The 17,485-nt window shown below is 64.2% G+C and carries 15 protein-coding genes; 6 read left to right on the top strand and 9 right to left on the bottom strand.

Features of this window, described 5'->3' with window-relative positions; translation table 11 throughout:
• Positions 1-265: 265 nt before the first annotated feature.
• Positions 266-676, top strand: a complete 411-nt coding sequence (locus KVT37_RS11695) for a hypothetical protein (RefSeq protein WP_217572904.1) — start codon at positions 266-268, stop codon at positions 674-676.
• 268 nt (positions 677-944) lie between these two features.
• On the opposite strand, the gene KVT37_RS11690 is transcribed toward KVT37_RS11695, so the two are convergent.
• Entirely contained in the window at positions 945-3,053 is a 2,109-nt protein-coding gene (locus KVT37_RS11690; RefSeq protein WP_217572902.1) for an ATP-binding protein, read from the bottom strand.
• Positions 3,054-3,086: 33 nt separating this feature from the next.
• Positions 3,087-3,815, bottom strand: coding sequence for a response regulator transcription factor (locus tag KVT37_RS11685; protein WP_308642611.1), 729 nt, complete (start codon positions 3,813-3,815; stop codon positions 3,087-3,089).
• Between the two features lie 93 nt (positions 3,816-3,908).
• On the opposite strand from KVT37_RS11685, the gene KVT37_RS11680 reads away from it, so the two are divergent.
• Positions 3,909-4,610 (top strand): response regulator transcription factor, encoded by a 702-nt coding sequence (locus tag KVT37_RS11680; protein ID WP_217572898.1) that lies wholly within the window; start codon positions 3,909-3,911, stop codon positions 4,608-4,610.
• 71 nt (positions 4,611-4,681) lie between these two features.
• On the opposite strand, the gene KVT37_RS11675 is transcribed toward KVT37_RS11680, so the two are convergent.
• Complete coding sequence (locus tag KVT37_RS11675) at positions 4,682-4,846, bottom strand: hypothetical protein (RefSeq protein ID WP_217572896.1); 165 nt, start codon at positions 4,844-4,846, stop codon at positions 4,682-4,684.
• A 32-nt stretch (positions 4,847-4,878) separates the two neighbouring features.
• Positions 4,879-5,211: a hypothetical protein gene (locus KVT37_RS11670; RefSeq protein ID WP_217572894.1), complete on the bottom strand. Its 333-nt coding sequence runs from the start codon at positions 5,209-5,211 to the stop codon at positions 4,879-4,881.
• Positions 5,212-5,564: 353 nt separating this feature from the next.
• Between KVT37_RS11670 and KVT37_RS11665 the strand changes: the two genes are divergently transcribed.
• Entirely contained in the window at positions 5,565-6,020 is a 456-nt protein-coding gene (locus KVT37_RS11665) for a L,D-transpeptidase (protein WP_217572885.1), read from the top strand.
• A 193-nt stretch (positions 6,021-6,213) separates the two neighbouring features.
• On the opposite strand, the gene KVT37_RS11660 is transcribed toward KVT37_RS11665, so the two are convergent.
• Positions 6,214-9,297: an efflux RND transporter permease subunit gene (locus tag KVT37_RS11660; protein WP_217572883.1), complete on the bottom strand. Its 3,084-nt coding sequence runs from the start codon at positions 9,295-9,297 to the stop codon at positions 6,214-6,216.
• The gene (locus tag KVT37_RS11655; protein ID WP_308642610.1) at positions 9,294-10,655 is read right to left on the bottom strand and encodes an efflux RND transporter periplasmic adaptor subunit; all 1,362 of its coding nucleotides are present in this window, start codon (positions 10,653-10,655) and stop codon (positions 9,294-9,296) included. The genes KVT37_RS11660 and KVT37_RS11655 overlap by 4 nt, the downstream gene beginning before the upstream one ends.
• A 145-nt stretch (positions 10,656-10,800) precedes the next feature.
• Between KVT37_RS11655 and KVT37_RS11650 the strand changes: the two genes are divergently transcribed.
• The 3 genes from KVT37_RS11650 (at position 10,801) to KVT37_RS11640 (ending at position 14,165) form a co-directional block, all read left to right on the top strand.
• Positions 10,801-11,334: a TetR/AcrR family transcriptional regulator gene (locus KVT37_RS11650; RefSeq protein ID WP_217572881.1), complete on the top strand. Its 534-nt coding sequence runs from the start codon at positions 10,801-10,803 to the stop codon at positions 11,332-11,334.
• A gap of 114 nt (positions 11,335-11,448) precedes the next feature.
• Complete coding sequence (locus tag KVT37_RS11645) at positions 11,449-13,059, top strand: inorganic phosphate transporter (RefSeq protein ID WP_217572879.1); 1,611 nt, start codon at positions 11,449-11,451, stop codon at positions 13,057-13,059.
• 77 nt (positions 13,060-13,136) lie between these two features.
• Positions 13,137-14,165: a CorA family divalent cation transporter gene (locus KVT37_RS11640; RefSeq protein ID WP_217572877.1), complete on the top strand. Its 1,029-nt coding sequence runs from the start codon at positions 13,137-13,139 to the stop codon at positions 14,163-14,165.
• 98 nt (positions 14,166-14,263) lie between these two features.
• Here the strand turns inward: KVT37_RS11640 and KVT37_RS11635 are convergent, their stop codons facing one another.
• The 3 genes from KVT37_RS11635 to KVT37_RS11625 form a co-directional block, all read right to left on the bottom strand.
• Positions 14,264-15,109, bottom strand: coding sequence for an MFS transporter (locus KVT37_RS11635; RefSeq protein ID WP_217572875.1), 846 nt, complete (start codon positions 15,107-15,109; stop codon positions 14,264-14,266).
• 291 nt (positions 15,110-15,400) lie between these two features.
• Positions 15,401-16,561: a patatin-like phospholipase family protein gene (locus KVT37_RS11630; protein ID WP_217572873.1), complete on the bottom strand. Its 1,161-nt coding sequence runs from the start codon at positions 16,559-16,561 to the stop codon at positions 15,401-15,403.
• Complete coding sequence (locus tag KVT37_RS11625) at positions 16,554-17,342, bottom strand: acetoacetate decarboxylase (RefSeq protein WP_217572871.1); 789 nt, start codon at positions 17,340-17,342, stop codon at positions 16,554-16,556. Before KVT37_RS11625 ends, KVT37_RS11630 begins: the two co-directional genes overlap by 8 nt.
• Positions 17,343-17,485 lie beyond the last annotated feature (143 nt).

The raw sequence follows: 17,485 nt of genomic DNA, 5'->3' as shown, positions 1-17,485 counted from the left end.
CGTCGCGGAAGGCCTGTTTCGACGTCGCCCAGGCGAGCGGAGATCCTCGGTTCAGCGTGCTGTGTGAGACCGTTTACAGTCGGCCGGGCGCGACGGGCGCACAAGTCCCGCGACCAGCTTCGACAGCATGGTTGCGGCAGGGCGGAGAAGCCAGCGCCTGTTTCAATCCTGTTACACAGGCACTTGTCGCAATCATTCGGCTGTTACCTGGTGCGATTAAGTTCGTTTCATAGCCAAAAAGAAAGATAATGAAGGGAACAAACCGATGTTCGCGAAAGTCCGCATTGCCGATGCCAGCCGACGGTTGAATGGCCCGGAGCGTAATGACCGCCGGCCGAAGCTGGCGCTGCGTCAGCGCGCCAGCGACCATCCGATGGCGATGTTCATGCTGATCGGCGCCTGCGCCTTCGTCGGCATGCTGGTTGCTCCAGCCTCCGGACCGGCTTTCGCCTCGATCGATCCGCCGGCCAATGTCGTCGAGGGCGCGCAGACCACGCTCAAGACCGCCCGCCTGCCGGAGCGCTCGATCGACTTTGCCTGCAAGGGCCAGAATTGGGGCGCCGAGAGCGTCGACTGCCTGCGCGCCATCGCCGAGCAGTCCGGCCAGCACCGGGAGCGCGCGATACGCATGATCGCCAACGCCGCGCCGCTCACCAACACGCCGAACGTTTTTTAAGTCCTCCCCTGAGCGCGCCCTCCTGCGCTCCAGTCAGGCTCCCGCCGCGAAAATCGGTCGGGAGCCTCTTTTTTTCGGCTCGGTCGATATTCAGGTGAGGCTGGTCTGCAAATGGCGCGTTCCTCCGCTTCCGGTGCTCACGTGCTTCAAGCACGCTCCGCTCCGGTTCTCGGAACCCACCATTTTCGACTCAGCCTGACCTGAATCTCGACAGAGCCTGGGGCGGCGCGACATGAAGGCGAGGCTACGCCTCTTTTGAGATATGGGCTCAGATATGCGCGCCGTTGTCGGCCGCAGCCGCGGCCGCGTCGGCGATGGTCGAGAGGATACCGCGGACGTCGAGTGTCGAAAACGGCTTCTCCAGGATCTGCGGCCGCTGTTGCGGCGGCAGCGCCTCGATCTCAGCCTTGGCGCCGATAAGGTCGCCGGTCACCAGCACGAAGCGCTTGGCCAGAGCGGGCTGCTGCGCGAGCAGCTCACGGTAGATCGCTATGCCGCTGATGCCCGGCATCCGCAGGTCGGAAAAGACGATGTCCGGCGGCATATGGCCGGTGAGCACATCGGCGGCGGATGTCCAGCTTGCCACCACGCGCGACTTCAGCCCCATCAGCTCCAGTATATCCGAAAGCGAACCCGCGACGTCGGGCTCGTCGTCGATAATCAATGCATGGCGCAATCCGCTCGAGCGCGCCGGCCCTTCACCCGCGCTTGCGGCACCGCCGGCAATCGCCGGCAATTGCACGACGAAGCGGGCGCCATGCGGCTGCACCTCCTCGAACCAGATATTGCCGTGGTGGCGCTCGACGATCGATTTCGAGATCGACAGGCCGATGCCGGTGCCGACCCCGACCGGCTTGGTGGTGAAATAGGATTCGAAGATGCGCGAGCGGATCGCCTCGGGAATGCCCGGGCCATTGTCCTCGACGGAGAAGCCCGGATTGCCGCGCTCGTTGCGGAAGGTTCGCACCTTGATGGTGCGCTCGCCGGTGACGCCGACCAGCGCATGCTGGCTGTTGATGAGGAAGTTCGCCGCCACCTGGGTGATGTGGTCGGCGTCGGCCATGGCAAGCAGCGGCCCGGTGGCGAAATCGGTGTCGATGATGATGCCGCTGGAGCGCGCGCCATAGGCGGTGACTTCGAGCGCCGAGCGCATCACCTGGTTGAGATCGGTCTCGGCCTGCTCGGTCGGGTGCAGCCGCACCATCGACAGGAAGCTCTTGACGATACGGCCGCAGCGCTCGGCGGCGGCGCGCACCTTCTCGGCGCGCACTTTTGTTTGCGGGTCGCCGGCGAATTCATGCAGAAGCGTCGACTGCGCCACCACCACCGCCAGCGGGTTGTTGAGCTCATGCGAGACGCCGGCGAGCAGCGAGCCCATCGCCGCCATCTTTTCGTTCTGGTGCAGTTTCTCGCGCTGGCGGTTGATCTCTTCCTCGGCGTGCAGTTTTTCGCGCAGGTCGCGGATCGAGCCGAAGATCAGGCGGCGGTCGGCGACGCGCATCTCCGTTGCCGTCAATTCGATCGGAAAGATCTCGCCGGCGGCGTTCTGCGTGACCGTCTCCAGCCGCTGGCCGACCATCGGCGCGCCGCGGCCGGCCATGTATTCGGCGCCCGAGGCATAGCCCTTGCGGTAGTAGATCGGGACGATGGTGTTGAGCAGGTCCTTGCCGAGGATGGCGCTGCGCGGAAAACCGAACATCTTCTCGGCCGCCGGATTGAACTCGATGATCGAGCCCGCCTCGTCGATGACGATGATGGCGTCGAGTGAAGCCTGCAGCATGGTGCGGCGGATCACCTCGCTGGCATGCGCCTCGGAGGGCGAGCGCTCGATGGCGTCGCCGATCGCCAGGGCGATGATGTGCAGCGTCGCTTCTTCCTCGTCCGTCCATGCGCGCTCGCCGACGCAGTCGTTGACGGCCAGCGTGCCCCAGAGGTGGCCATGCGCGAAGACAGAAACCGACAGGAACGACTTGATGTTCTGCTTCTCGAAATCGGTCCGCAGGAACCCGTCGAGGTCGCGCGTGTGTCCGGAGAAGATCTTGCCCTGCCGCTCGTCTTCCTGCAGCCTCTCCAAGAGCGAGTCCGAATTGATGATCGACTGCATGATCACCGTGGGCGAGGCCAACTCGCCGCCGAAATCCGGGTCGATCCAATAAGCGGCGACGGACTGGGCGAAGCCTTCGCCCGGCAGTTCGCGCAGGCGGAAGAGGATGCCGCGCTGGCAATCCATGCGTCGGCACATCGTCTCCAGTATGCCGTCCATTTCGCGCTGCCAGTCGCCCGCCTCGCGCAGGCGGCGCACGACATGGACGGCCGCCATCGCGGCGCCGCCCGGACGCGAGCCGTGCATATCGGTGCGTGCTGCATCAGCAGTCATGGTCGGCCATCTCTTGGGCCCGCGCGTGCGGGTTCAATTGCTGTCGCCGCTCGGCAGCGAGAAGATATAGCCTTCGCCGCGCACCGTGCGCAGGAATTTCGGATTGGCGGGATCGGCCTCGATCTTCTTGCGCAAGCGCATGATGCGGATGTCGACTGCGCGCGACGATTCCGGATCCTCGACGAAGCCGATCGCTTCGGAAATAGCCGCCCGCGTCAGAAGCCGGTTGACGCGGGTGAGGAAAACCTCGAGCACGTCGAACTCGCTCTTGGCCATCTCGATGACCGCGCCATTGGCGCCGGTGACCAGGCGGCCGTCAAAATCGGCCTGGAAGCCGCCAAAATTCATGAAGCGGCGGTTGCCGGTCTCGGCCTTCGCCGCTTGCGGCTCGGCCGGCTGCGGCACGCGGCGCAGCACGCTGCGCACCCGCGCCAGCACCTCGCGCAATTCGTACGGCTTGACGATGTAATCGTCGGCGCCGAGTTCCAGCCCGACGATGCGGTCGAGCGCTGTGCCGGCGGCGGTGGCATAGATGATGCCGATCTGTGTTTTCGAGCGCAGCCAGCGGCCGAGCGACAGCCCGTCCTCGCCGGGCATGGCGATGTCGAGGATGGCAATGTGGAAGGACTGCGCCTCGAACAGCGCGCGCGCCGCCGCGGCGCTCTCGGCCGTGACGACGTCATAGCCGCTGGCGCCAAGATACTCGGCCACGGCCTCCCTCAGATCCGGTTCGTCCTCGACGACGATAATGCGTGCCTTCACGACGCGCTCGCTCCCGCTTTCAGTGGAAAGTAGATTGGGTATAAACATGATGTCCAGCACTCATCTCGAGTTGTCTGTGGCGGGGTGAAGAAAATGGCCGCACGATCCGTCATTGCGCTTGTGTCCGTCGCCGAAGTGGTGGCGGGCGATCTCGCCGACCATCTGGAACGGCGCGGGCACGACGTGCGCCAGGCGCGCCAGCCCTGGGAGGCGGAAACGCTGCTTTCGGCCGGCGGCATCGATGTCGTGGTCGTCGGCGACGACGTCAGCCAGGCCGAGGGCCGCGAACTGCTCAAGCGCTTCAGCGGTCAAGGCGGCGGCGGCGAGGGCGGTCCCGACTTCATCCTGATCTGCCGGCCGCGCGACCTCGTCGACAAGGTGCTGGCGCTCGAGCTGGGTGCTGCCGATGTGATCGAAAGCCCGCTCAACGTGCGCGAGCTTGCCGCGCGCATCGGCGGCCTGCTGATGAGGCGCGGCAGGGCCGCCGGGGAACTGATCGTGCTGGAGAACGCCACCGTCGATTTGCGGTCGGCCATGGTCATGCATCGCTCGGGCACGGAAGATCAGCTTTCCCCGGGGCAGGTCGCGCTGCTCAAATTGTTCCTGGCGAGCCCGCGCAAGGTGCTGACGCGCGACGACATCATTGCCGCGGCGCCGGCCGAAAATGCCGATGCCTTCGACCGTTCGATCGATTCGCGCATCGTGCGGCTGCGCCGCAAGCTCGACACGGAGACCATCACCACCATCAGGGGCGCTGGCTACCGTTTCGATCCGCCGTCGCCGCGCAACGAATGAGTTGGAGAGAAAAGGGCTATTGCGCATCGGATCCCCCAAAACGATGCAGATCCGGGTCCGACGCCTGGCGCTCAGCGCACCACGATCACCGATGGGCCGGAAGGGATGTCGGCGCTCGCGGTTATCTCGGTCTGGGCGCGCTCCTTGAGCAGCACCGTGGCCAGCGCGGCAAAGCCGAGTAAGCCCTGCGCGTAAAGCAGCGCGGAAAGCACGGAGGCAGCAAATTTCGTGTTCATCTCGATAATCCCTAGCTCGAAATTGTGGTGCTTCAGGAAACTCCCGAAGCGCCCGCGCCGCTGACGGAGCCCCCCGCTGCGGCGCGGGCCTTCGGTCCTCTCGGCAGCAAGTAGCCGGAGGGGCCGCGTGTCCTCATCAGCCGAAGGCCGACCCGCCAGAGGGCCTTCAGCCGGTGGACGCGCAGGCTGGAAACGATCCAGACCGTGGCGATGAACAGAGCCATGTGCAGCGTCGAAACCTCGCCGGACGTCATCGCCGCCAACCTCGTCACCGGGTTGCCGGCCACTGAGCCGGCGCCGCCGATCACGATCGCCGCGACACTGATCCTGAGAAGCCAGGAGCGGAGTTTCGATTTCCTGCCCATTTTCGTTTGCTGGTGTCTGTTCCCGTTGCGTCAAATCTGACGTCGGCCTGTATCAGCATCATGCCGCCGTGGCCTCGCTTTGTTGCAGATTGGTTTCGAAAACGGTTGCAAGCCTTTCATATATGCCAGAAGTGAACTTTCGTTTCCGCTCCTGGCTCATTGTGCGACCGCTGGCCGCTCCCGCCGGGAAAGGGGTCCGCAATAGCTCACGGTGGCATGCTGTTAACTTTTGGAAACGAATTCGAAACAGAAACGAGCATCAAGCGAAATAGGTCTGAAACGGACGAGCCCGATAAGTGCCCCATCGAAATTGAAGCCGGACACAACGGCAAAAAACAGAGAGAGGGATCGTCATGCACACCGCCATTTCCGCCAAGCTCATCCACATCACCGCTGCCGCTCTCACCGGTGCGGCGCTGCTCTTCGGCGCCGGCAACGCCGCCCACGCCAATCAGCTCGTCGCCACGGTTTCGCTGTCGCAGCAGGTCATGGAAGTGACGGTCGACGGCCGTCCGACCTACACCTGGAAGGTGTCGACCGGCGACAGGGCGCACATCACGCCGACCGGCTCGTTCAAGCCGACCCGCATGCATGAGATGTGGTATTCGAAGAAATACGACAACGCGCCGATGCCGCATTCGGTGTTCTTCAGCGGCGGTTACGCGGTGCATGCCACTTACGCCGTCAACCGCCTCGGCCATCCGGCCTCGCATGGCTGCGTGCGGCTGCACCCCGATGCCGCAGCCGATTTCTACCAGCTGGTCGAGGCCTTCGGCCCCGGCAACACCAGCATCGTCATCGTCAAGTAACGGGTTGGGTTAACGAACCGGATCAAGTAGCAGGCAGGTTGCCGCCTTCAGCGCAGTTTGTTGGGCGCAATTCCTGACGGAAAACCGTTATAAACTTTTCCTGGAATTGCTCAGCGCCGAAGCCGTGAGGCAGCCGCCAAAAAAAGAGGCCGGAAATTCCGGCCTCTTTTGTTTTTTCAGCTCGCGATGCCGATCAGCTTGGCAGCGCCGGCATCAGCGTCGGATCGGGCTTCTCGGCCAGGTGCGGCAGATCCTTGCTGGCGATGAAGGTGTAGAACATCGGCACGACGAAGAGCGTGAACATGGTGCCGACCAGGATGCCGGTGAAGATGACCAGGCCCATCGAATAGCGCGCGGCGGCGCCGGCGCCGCTGGAGACGATCAGCGGCACCACGCCGAGCGCCATGGCCGCCGTCGTCATCAGGATCGGCCGCAGGCGCACCTTGGCCGAAGCGATGATGGCGTCGCGCCGGCGCATGCCGTGCATCTCGCGTTGCTGGTTGGCGAACTCGACCAGCAGAATGCCGTGCTTGGTGATGAGGCCGATCAGCGTGATCAGGCCGACCTGAGTGTAGATGTTGAGCGTTCCGAGGCCGATGTTGAGCGGCACGATCGCGCCGAAGATCGACAGCGGCACGGCCATCATGATGATCAGCGGGTCGCGGAAGCTCTCGAACTGGGCCGCCAGCACCAGATAGATCACGACCACAGCGGCCGCGAAGGCGATCAGGATGGTGTTGCCCTGCTCCTTCTCCTGCCGCGACTGACCGGAATAGTCGATGAAGAAGGTGTCGGGCAGGGTCTCCTTGGCAAGGTTCTCCAGCACCTGCAAGCCGTCGCCGGTTGTCACGCCGGGCAGCGGCAGGGCCGAGATCGTCGAGGAGTTCAGCTGGTTGAACTGCTCGATGGCCGCCGGCGAGGCGTTGGTCGAAATCTTCACCACCGCCGAGAGCGGTACCATCTTGCCGTCGACGCTGCGCACGAAATACTCGCCGAGCTTCTCGGGATTGTCGCGGAACTCCTGCGGCACCTGCGGGATGATGTCGTAGCTGTTGGAATCACGGTCGAACTGCGCCACCTCGGCGCCGCCGACGAGCAGTGTCAATGTGCGGCCGATGTCGGCGATCGGCAGGTTCAGCGCCGCCGCCCGCTCACGGTCGATCGTCACCGTCACCTGCGGGGCATCGTAGGCCATCGAGTTCTGCACGACGATGAAGCGGCCGGAAGCCTGCGCCTTGTTCTTGATTTTCTCAGCTTGGTCGAAAACCTCGGAGGGATCGCCGGTCGAGCGCACGACCATGGAAATCGGCAGGCCGCCCCCGGAACCGGGCAGCGTCGGCGGGGCAAAGACGAAGGCCTCGACGCCCGCCACCTTGGCGAGGCGGCCCTGGATGTCGGCCTGAAGCTCCTTCGAACTGCGCTTGCGCTCGGCCCAGTCCTTGAAGGCGAAGCCGACGAAGGCGCCGTTGGTCGCGCCGCCGAAGGCGACGGCCGAGAACTGCGCCCTGGTCTCCGGGATATCCCTTACCAGGCCGAGCATCTGGTTGACGTAGGTTTCGGTGTAGTCCGATGTCGCGTAGCGCGGCGCGGTCACGATCGAGAGCAGGAAGCCCTGATCTTCTTCCGGCGCCAGCTCGGTCGAGGTCTTGGTGAACATGAAGCCGGTAAGCGCAACAAGCGCCACGACGATGATCAGCGTTACCGGCCGGTTTCTCAGCGAAGCGGTGACCGCGCGCTCATAGACATGTTCGACGCGGCTGAAGATGCCATCGACGATGCGCTGGAAGCGGCCATGCGCGCCGGCCTTGAGGAGGCGCGCCGACATCATCGGCGTGATGGTCACCGCGATCAGGCCGGACAGCACCACGGAACCGGCCAGCGTGACCGCGAATTCGCGGAACAGGGCGCCCGTCAGGCCGCCGGTGAAAGCAAGCGGCGCGAACACCGCGGCCAGAGTGATGGTCATGGCGACGATGGCCGAGAAGATCTCGCGCATGCCGTTGAAGGCCGCCTGCATCGGCGACATGTGGTCTTCTTCCATGTGGCGGTGGATGTTTTCCACCACCACGATGGCGTCGTCGACGACGAGGCCGATCGCCAGCACCATGGCGAGCAGCGACAGAAGGTTGATCGAGTAGCCGACCGCGAACAGGATGAAACAGACGCCGATCAGCGACAGCGGGATGGTCACGATCGGCATCATGACCGAGCGGAACGAACCGAGGAACAGGAGGATGACCACGATGACGATGGCGACCGCCTCGCCGATGGTCTTGAACACTTCCTCGATCGAGGCGCTGATCTGCCCGGTCGCGTCGTAGACGACCTCGATCGTCATGCCCTTCGGCAGCGTTTCCTGGATCTGCGGCACGAGCTTGGTAACCGCCGCCGCCGTCGTCAGCGGGTTGGCCGCCGGCGTCGGAAAGATGGCGAGGAAGGTGCCCGGCTTGCCGTTGAAGCTTACCCTGGTGTCGGTGCTTGCGGCGCCTAGTTCGACGCGCGCGACATCGCGCAGGCGCACCACCTGGCCGTCCGTCGAGCGGATCGGCAGCTGAGCGAAGGCCTCGGGCGTCTGCAAGGTCGAATGCACGGCGATCGAGGAGACCACATACTCGTTCTGGGTGTTGCCGGGCGCCGACAGGAAGTTCGAGTTGTTGATCGCGGTCAGCACATCCACGGCCGTGGCGCCGCGGGCAGCGAGCCGGATCGGGTCGATCCAGACGCGCATCGAATATTCCTGGGCGCCGAAGACCTGAACGTCGGCGACGCCTTCCACGGTCGAGATGCGCGGACGAATGACGCGCTCGATATATTCGGTGAGCTGCTCCTTCGTCATGTTCGGATTCTGCATCGAGATATACATCATCGCGAACTGCTGGCCGGTGCCCTTGACGATCACCGGGTCCTTGGAGGCATCCGGCAAGGTGCCGCGCACGCCCTGGACCTTGGACAGCACCTCGGCGAGCGCGACGTCCGGGTTGGAGCCGAGCTTCATCTGCACCGTTACCGTGCTCGACGACGGACGGCTGGACGAGGTCACGTAGTCGATGTTCTCGGTCGAGGCGACGGCGCGCGCGATCGGCGCCGATATGAAGCCCTGGATCAGATCGGCGCTGGCGCCCGGATAGGCCGTGGTGACGGTGATCGCGGTCTCGTCAACCTTGGGATACTGGCGGATCGACAGGTTGAAGATGCCCTGGAATCCCAGAAGCAGGATCATGCAGGCCAGCACCGTCGAGAGCACCGGCCGGCGAATGAAGAGGTCGGAGAAGCTCATTGCTGGACCTGCTTGTTCGCCGATTTGCTGGGATCGATGGTGTTGTCGACGGCAACCGACATGCCGTTGAAGAGCCGGTTCTGGCCGGCCGTGACGACCTGGTCACCATCCTTGAGGCCCTCGGCGATCTCGACTATGCCGTTGTTGCGGCGGCCGAGCTTCACGAACACCTGCGAGATGGTGAGCGCGGGCTGCTGCGCTGCGTCGGCCGGCTTGGCGCCGTCGGCGGCCGGCTTGGCGCCGTCGGCGGCCGGCTTGGCGCCGTCGGCGGCCGGCTTGGCGCCGTCGGCGGGCTTCATCGCATTGTCAGCGGGCTTGGTCGCGTCGCTGGCGGGCTTGGAAGCATCGGCCTGCGGCTTGGCGGCGTCGCCGGCCGCTTTGTCGGCGCCGGCCTTCTGCTCGTCCGGCTTTGCCGGCGCGGCAGCGCCAGCGTCGGCTGGCTTTGCCGGCTCGACGACGAAAACATAATCGCCATAGAGGCTCGTCGTCACCGCCGTCTGCGGCACCGAGATGACATTGTTTTCCTGCGGCAGCTCGACACGGATCTGCACGAACTGGCCGGGGGTCAGCTTGCCTTCCGGATTGGCGACCTCGCCGCGAATCGAAACCAGCCGGCTTGCCGGATCGATCTTGGGGTCGATGCCGCGAATGGAGCCGGCAAAGGACATGTCGGTCGAATTGCTGCCAAGCTTCATGGTCTGGCCGATCTTGAGCAGCGGCAGCTGCTGTTCGGGAACCGTGAAGTCGACCCGCATCGTGTCCAGATCCTGGATCGTCACCACCGAGTTGCCGGGGGTCAGGTACTGGCCGACGTCGATCTTCGGAATACCGACCGTGCCGCCGAAGGGCGCGGACAATTGCTTCTGATCGAGCACCGCCTGCATCTTGTTCACCTGCGCGGCCGAGGCGTCCGCGGCGGCGCGCGCTGCGTCGAGCGTGGCGTCGGTGCCGACGCCGCGCCGCTGCAATTCGATGGCGCGGGTCAGCGCCGCCTGATCGGACGCGGCCTGCGCCTTCTGGGCGACCAGATCGGCTTTCTCGACCGCGTCGTCCAGTTGCAGGAGCACGGCCTCGGCGCCAACCTTCTGGTTGGCGTGGAAGAGGATCTCCTTGACGATGCCGCTGGTCTCGACGGTGAGGTCGACGCCGCGCACCGCATTGACGGTGCCGATCGCCTCGATGCCGGGGGTCCATTCCGCCGGCTTGACCGTCACGGTCGAGACCGTCGCGGCAGGCGGCTTCATGGTGGCAAAGAATTGCTTGATGCCGGCATCGCGCATGAAATTGAAGCCGACTATGCCGACGCACACCAAAGCGAGCAGGATCAGGAACACGGTGATGATGATAAAGCGCTTCACGAAGAGTCCCCCTCGACCGGCAACCGGCAAAACAATCGATGCCGGGACACATATCGACGACAGGTCCCGATTTCAAATGGCGCGCCTTACTGTACCGGCTGGACGGTCTTGTCAATTCCGCCTAGGCTAATGTAGGGGAGCCGGGATGAGACCACGCAGGGCAAACTCGCGCGAAAAGATCCTTGCCGCCGCTGCCGACGTGGCGCGCGAGGCAGGCCCGGGAAGCCTGTCGCTCGAGGCGGTCGCCAGCCGCGCCGGCGTGTCGAAAGGCGGGCTGCTCTACAATTTTCCGACCAAGGCCAAGCTGATGCAAGGGCTTGTCGAGAGCTATCTCAGCGACTTCCAGAAGGCGTTGGAAGCACGCGCCGCCGAGGCCGGCCATGAAAGCGTGCTTTCGGCCTATATCAAGCTGTCGGCCGACGATTGCGAGCAGCCCAAACCCTCGGCCTCCTGGATGTTCTCGGCGATCGCGGAGGATCCCGATTTCCTGACCCCGATAAAGGCGTTCAAACGGCAGCTGTTCCAGCGGCTGAAGGAGGAGACGGACGACCTCGGCTCGCTGCTGGTTTGCTTTCTCGCCATCGAGGGCATGCGCAGCATGAATCTCTTCGATTCCGACGTGCTGTCCGAGGAGGAGCGCGCGTTGCTGGTCGCCTCGCTCCTGAAGATAGCCGGATAGGTAGTGATCAAACGGTTTGGTGGCGACCAACCGGTTAAGAACGTCACACCAGCTTCATCCTAGGGACATAGCGTCCTTTCCGGTTCTTTGCTGCAATGCAAATGGAGTGGGACAATGGTGGACGTGGTATCAAGTGAGGCGGGGATCCCGAGACCGGATCATCCCCTGGAACAATCGGGCGGCGCCAAATGGTTCCTGCCGGCTTTCGGCGTGCTGGTGCTCGTCGGCATCATCTATGTCGGCTATGCGCTCAGCCAGGACCTGGCCATCGCCAAGACGGTTCCGTGGATCCTGCTCGGCATCGCGCTTCTGATCGCGCTGGGCTTCGAGTTCGTCAACGGCTTCCACGACACCGCCAACGCGGTCGCCACCGTCATCTACACGCGTTCGCTGCCGGCCGAGTTCGCCGTCATGTGGTCGGGCGTCTTCAACTTCCTCGGCGTGCTGACGTCGAGCGGCGCCGTGGCCTTCGGCATCCTGTCGCTGCTGCCGGTCGAGCTCATCCTGCAGGTCGGCTCGTCCTCGGGTTTCGCCATGGTGTTCGCGCTCCTGGTCGCCGCCATCCTGTGGAACCTCGGCACCTGGTTCCTCGGCCTGCCGGCTTCGAGCTCGCACACGATGGTCGGATCGATCATCGGCGTCGGCCTCGCCAACCAGTTCATGGCGCCGGCCGGAAGTGCCACCAGCGGCGTCGAATGGGGGCAGGCGACCAATGTCGGCATCACGCTTCTGGTGTCGCCGATCGTCGGCTTCTTCGCCGCCTTCATCCTGCTCTATGCGATGAAGCTCTTGGTTCGCAATAAGGCTCTCTACGAGGCGCCGAAGGGCAACACGCCGCCGCCATGGTGGATCCGCGCGCTGCTGATCTTCACCTGCACCGGCGTCAGCTTCGCGCACGGCTCCAACGACGGTCAGAAGGGCATGGGTCTGATCATGCTGATCCTGATCGGCGTCGTGCCGACCGCCTATGCGCTCAACCGTACGCCCGACATCAACTATCTCGACGCCTACAAGGCGGCTTCGGTCGGCGTAGAGACGGCTTTGTCCAAATACGCCAAGCCCGGCGTCACCGTCGCGGACGCCAATGCCGCAAAGGCGGCCGTGCAGGAAGCCGTGCGCAGCAAGTCATGGACCGATCAGACGACCGTTGCGTTGCAGACTTATATCCACAACACCACGGCCGAGCTCAATCCCTACGCGACGGTCGAGAAGGTGCCGACCGACCTGGTCAGCAACGCGCGCAACGACATCTATCTGATCGGCGAGGCGCTGAAGCTGATCGACAAAAAGAAACTGCTGCCGATGCAGGACGCCGACCTGAAGGCCGTCACCGACTATCACAAGGCGGTCGACAATGCGACGAAGTTCATCCCGCTGTGGGTGAAGGTTGCCGTGGCGCTGGCGTTGGGTCTCGGCACCATGGTCGGCTGGAAGCGCATCGTCGTCACGGTCGGCGAGAAGATCGGCAAGAGCCACCTGACCTATGGCCAGGGCGCCGCAGCCGAGCTGGTCGCCATGATCACGATTGGCATGGCCGACCGTTTCGGTTTGCCGGTTTCGACCACCCATGTGCTGTCGTCCGGCGTCGCCGGCACTATGGCGGCCAATGGTTCCGGTCTGCAGTGGTCGACCGTGCGCAACCTTCTGCTGGCTTGGGTGCTCACGCTGCCCTGCTCGGTCGCGCTGGCCTTCGTGCTGTTCGTGATCTTCCGCCAGGTATTCTGAGCGGCGGTTCATGCCTGATCGGCAACATCGACGGCGCCGGTTTCGGCGCCGTTTTGCTTTCAGCACGGGTCGCGGCCATGAATGACGCATCACACCTGACGCTGCTTGCCTGGGACGACAGCCGGCACCATGCTCCCGGCCTGATCTGGGCCTATCGCGGCGCTGCCGGCCAGGAGCCGCAGCCGATCGCCCCCAAGGACGTCGAGGCCGCCATCGCCTCGCAGGACGGCTGGGTCTGGCTGCATGTCGACCTGATCGACCAGCGCGCGCATTCCTGGATCAGCCACGCCTGCGCGCTGCCGCAATCGGCGCATGCGATCCTCGAAGGCCATGAGGACAGCATGGCGCTGGCGCATGAAAAGGGCGTCGTGCACGGCATCGCCGCCGATCTGCATGGCGAGATCGGGCGCCGCTCGACCATGATCGGCAGGCTGCATTTCGCCGTGACGGACCGGTTGCTGGTGACCGGCCGGCGCCACGCGCTGGCAGCTGTGGAAGAGGTGAACAGGGCGCTTTCGGCCGGGTTCCAACTGGCCACGGCCTTCGAGCTGTTCGGGGCGATCGTGCTCGGCTTCTGCAAGAGCGCAAGCGGGCGGCTGGCGCTGGCGACGAAGCAGCTCGACGATGTCGAGGACCATCTGGTCACGGAGCGCCTGGCCGACGAGCGGCGGCGGATCAAGGATGTGCGCCGGCTCACCGTCTCGCTGCATCGGCCGATCTCGGCGCAGGCGGCGTTGTTCCAGGATGAGAGCCGCGCTGGCTGGGAGCTGTCGGCTGGCGCGCATGAGATATTGGGCAAATTGTCGGCGCGTCTCAAGAGGCTCGACCGCGAAGTCGTCATGGTCAACGACCGGGCGAGGCTGCTGCAGGAGGAGGTCGCGGCGGAGCTGGCGGACGAATCCAACCGCAGCCTGAAGGCGCTGGCGGTGATGAGCGCGCTGCTTTTGCCGGGCACGCTGATCGTCGGCATTTTCGGCATGAATACAGAGGGGCTGCCGCTCACGCATACGCATGGCGGCTTCCTGCTGGCGATGCTGCTTGCGGGCGGCGCGACCGGGCTGTTCTACTGGCTGCTGCTGCGGGCCGGCGCCAATCTCAAATTCTAGAGCGCTTCACCATTTCACGAAAATGGCGAACCGCTCTATCTCTTTGTTTTGACGCAATTCCTGACGGGAAACCGTGTCACACTTTTCCTGGATTTGCTCTATCGCCGCGCAAGCTCCGCCCTGCGGCGGCGACGCAACTGGCGCAGCGACAACATGTGCAACAGGATCGAGCTTGGCACTACGAAAGCAGGGGTCAGCACACCCGGATAGGCGCCGGCGCCGATGCTCTGCACATCCGGAACGATCAGTTGCAACGGGCCGGGCGAAGTGATCATGCCCATGGTAATAGCGACCGCGAAATCGGCAAGGCCGAGGACGTTCCAGAGCGTTGCCGCTCTTCGGCCCTCGACCGTGCCGGTCGCCACTGCCAACGCCGCGGGCAACGCGAACAGCCCGGTCAGCACATCGCCCATGCCCGCGGGCACCGCGAACGCGCCGGGCAGGGCACTATGCAGCCAGGCCGCGAGAGCCCAGCCGCCGAATATGCGGTAGAGCTGAAGCGCGACGAGCCAGCTTGCCGGCATCGCATCGAGCACCTGCCCGATCCGCTTCGAGAACAGCAACGGCGGCGCGCCTATGATCACCGGCAGGAAGATCGCCAATGGCAACACCGGTAGAGACGAGGTGTCCGTGTGGAAGGCACCATTGATCGCGGCGCTCCAGGCGATGGCTAGCCAGAGCGTATCCGGGATCATGACCGCCAGCCAGGTCACGCGGCGTTGATCTGGCGTCAGACTTGTCCGTTCGAGACCGAGCCACAATCCCAGCGCGATAAGCCCGTGGGCCGCGAGCTGGTGGGCCGTGGTCGGAACGCCGCTGGCCTGGATCGCCGGCAAGGCGAAGATCAGCAGTAGCCAGAGCGCGGTGAGCAGCGCAAGCCAAAGCAGGCCGCGCCACGCGCCTCCCGACGGAACGATAGCGGGGGAAACAGCTTCGGTGGTCACCGGCGGTACTCCATTGAGGTTAGCGCATGTGCGCCATCGTCTGGATGTACGCCTGCTCTACGCGAGCGGCTATTCGCGACAATGTTGATAGGCTATGAAGAACAGCTTCACAGTCAGGCGAGCGTTGCTAGAGCGCTTCACCGTTTCATGGAAACGGCGAACCGCTCTATCCTTTTGTTTTGTCGCAATTTCCAGGTGGAAAACCGCTCACACTTTTCCTGAAATTGCTCTAAGCGCGCCGCACCGCAATTCTCGGCGCCTTTCTTGCTCCGCCTGCGCTGGACGCAGGGATCAGGTCGGGTCTTCGCGGTGCAGGTCGTGGATGGCGACACCCTCGACATTGGTGGGCAGCATCAGCCACTTCTTGTGGCGCAGCGTGCGCTCGGTGTCCTCAAGGCCCATTTCCCAATGCTCGCGCATCGACGTGCCCGAGAACTCATAGTCCTTGGCGTGGCCCTCATAGCCTTTGTGCTGGTAGATCAGGTGGACGATGTTGACGACGCCGGCGTTGGAATAGTCGGCGATCAGCTCCTTCTCGCCGTCCCTGAGCTGTTCCGGCGGCACGCGCTTCAGCGCGTCGAGCAGCTTCATCTTCAAAGCATGGATGCGCTCGAAATTGTCGGTGTTCTGGCGCGTGCGGCTCGAATACATGATGTCCTTGTGGCGCGACAGCACGTCGGCCATGCCGCGCGGCAGCACGCCGCGGGCGCTGAACAGGTCGACCTGGAACACCAGCGAGGAGCGGTCCTCTTCCTGGTCGAGCAGATATTGCAGCGGCGTGTTGGAGACGATGCCGCCATCCCAATAATACTCGCCCTCGATGCGGATCGAGGGGAAGGCCGGCGGCAGCGCGCCGCTCGCCATGATGTGCTCCGGTCCGATGCGCACTTTGTCGGTGTCGAAATAGACGAAGTTGCCGGTCCGGACATTGACCGCGCCGACGCTCAGCCGCTTCTTGCCGTCGTTGAGCACGTCGAAGTCGATCAGGCTTTCCAGCGTGTCCTTGAGCTCGGCGGTGTCGTAGAAGCTGGTGGCGCCTTCCGCGCCCGAGAGCTGGAACCAGGGGTTGGGGCTGCGCGGCTTGAAGAAGCCGGGCTGGCCCATGGTCATGGTCATCAACGACGAGGTCTGGTTGCGGATATCGCGATAGATGTCGCCTTCGGGCGTATAGGCCCAGATCTTGCGCCCCGAGATCGTCTGCCAGAATTGCTCCAGTCGCTGCAGGCGGCGGCTCGGCTCGTTGCCGGCGATGATCGAGGCGTTGATGGCGCCGATCGAGACGCCGGAAAGCCAGCTCGGCTCGCAGCCGGCATCGGCAAGCGCCTGGTAGACGCCGGCCTGATAGGCGCCGAGCGCGCCGCCGCCCTGGAAGACCAGGGCGACGCGGTCATATTGCGCGGTGATTTCCTGGATCGTTGCGGCGGCCGTCTTGTTGCGGGTACGCTCAAGCACTGACTTTCTCCAGCTCGTTCGCGCCGGCAGCGGAATGGCCGCGGTCGGCGAGGTAATCATGCACGACTTCGCCGAGGCCGAGCGTCAGATCGGCGGTGAAGTGAACGGCCGAGACGATGTCGAGCACCGGCAGCTTCGCGACATCGGCCATCACATGCGGGCGAAGGTCGAGCGCGGCGGGCGCTGTCCAGGCTTCCTTCAGCGTGATGTCGGTGAGGTAGTAGCGGACCAGCTCGCAAATGCGCGGGCTGCCGTCTACATGCGGGATGATCTTGATCAGGAAATTGGGCGCGGCGAGCGAGGCGAGCACCTGGTCGTGATCGGCTTCGCGGTGCTTGTATCCCATGGTGCCGGTGGCGCACAGCACGCTGCCATAGTGCAGCGTGCCGACCACCACTTCGCCTTCATGCACGATCTTGGGATTGGCGAGCTTCTTCGGGAAACCCCAGAGCTCGCGGCCGCCGGCGATCGGCGCGTCGTCGTCGAGATACATGGAGTGGACGAAGCCGCCATGCTGTCCCTTGTAGCGCACCGGAATGACCTGGCCGGTCTCGGTGTAGTCGCCGAAGCCGGTCGAATCCGGCATGCGGATGAATTCATACTTGACCAGCGGCTCGTCGATCTCGAGCGGCGCCGGCACGACTGCTTCCAGCGCCTCGCGCGTGGTGCGGTAGGTGATGATGATGTATTCGCGGTCGAAGAACCGATACGGGCCGGGCGGGAAGGACGGGTTGGTGAGCGGCATCGCATAGGCGCGCTTCACGACATCGGCGATTTCCATGGTGGTGCCCCGACTGTTTGAAATGACCCCGCGCGAATGCGCTGGCAAATATGTTGCATGGCAGCATGACAGTGCCGTGTCAGCGCAAAGACAGGGTTCGCCCGAAGCCGGCAAAACCTTTGCCACGCTGTAACAGCGCCGAC

Source organism: Mesorhizobium sp. GbtcB19 (assembly GCF_019091085.1).
Taxonomy (GTDB): domain Bacteria; phylum Pseudomonadota; class Alphaproteobacteria; order Rhizobiales; family Rhizobiaceae; genus Mesorhizobium.
This window is presented reverse-complemented; position numbering and strand designations above follow the sequence as displayed.

What these genes read in the sequence shown, in the direction of transcription:
- KVT37_RS11695 (WP_217572904.1), top strand. Translation starts at nt 266, where the DNA reads ATGTTCGCGAAAGTCCGCATTGCCGATGCCAGCCGACGGTTGAATGGC.
- KVT37_RS11690 (WP_217572902.1), bottom strand. Translation starts at nt 3,053, where the DNA reads ATGACTGCTGATGCAGCACGCACCGATATGCACGGCTCGCGTCCGGGC.
- KVT37_RS11680 (WP_217572898.1), top strand. Translation starts at nt 3,909, where the DNA reads ATGGCCGCACGATCCGTCATTGCGCTTGTGTCCGTCGCCGAAGTGGTG.
- KVT37_RS11675 (WP_217572896.1), bottom strand. Translation starts at nt 4,846, where the DNA reads ATGAACACGAAATTTGCTGCCTCCGTGCTTTCCGCGCTGCTTTACGCG.
- KVT37_RS11670 (WP_217572894.1), bottom strand. Translation starts at nt 5,211, where the DNA reads ATGGGCAGGAAATCGAAACTCCGCTCCTGGCTTCTCAGGATCAGTGTC.
- KVT37_RS11665 (WP_217572885.1), top strand. Translation starts at nt 5,565, where the DNA reads ATGCACACCGCCATTTCCGCCAAGCTCATCCACATCACCGCTGCCGCT.
- KVT37_RS11660 (WP_217572883.1), bottom strand. Translation starts at nt 9,297, where the DNA reads ATGAGCTTCTCCGACCTCTTCATTCGCCGGCCGGTGCTCTCGACGGTG.
- KVT37_RS11650 (WP_217572881.1), top strand. Translation starts at nt 10,801, where the DNA reads ATGAGACCACGCAGGGCAAACTCGCGCGAAAAGATCCTTGCCGCCGCT.
- KVT37_RS11645 (WP_217572879.1), top strand. Translation starts at nt 11,449, where the DNA reads ATGGTGGACGTGGTATCAAGTGAGGCGGGGATCCCGAGACCGGATCAT.
- KVT37_RS11640 (WP_217572877.1), top strand. Translation starts at nt 13,137, where the DNA reads ATGAATGACGCATCACACCTGACGCTGCTTGCCTGGGACGACAGCCGG.
- KVT37_RS11625 (WP_217572871.1), bottom strand. Translation starts at nt 17,342, where the DNA reads ATGGAAATCGCCGATGTCGTGAAGCGCGCCTATGCGATGCCGCTCACC.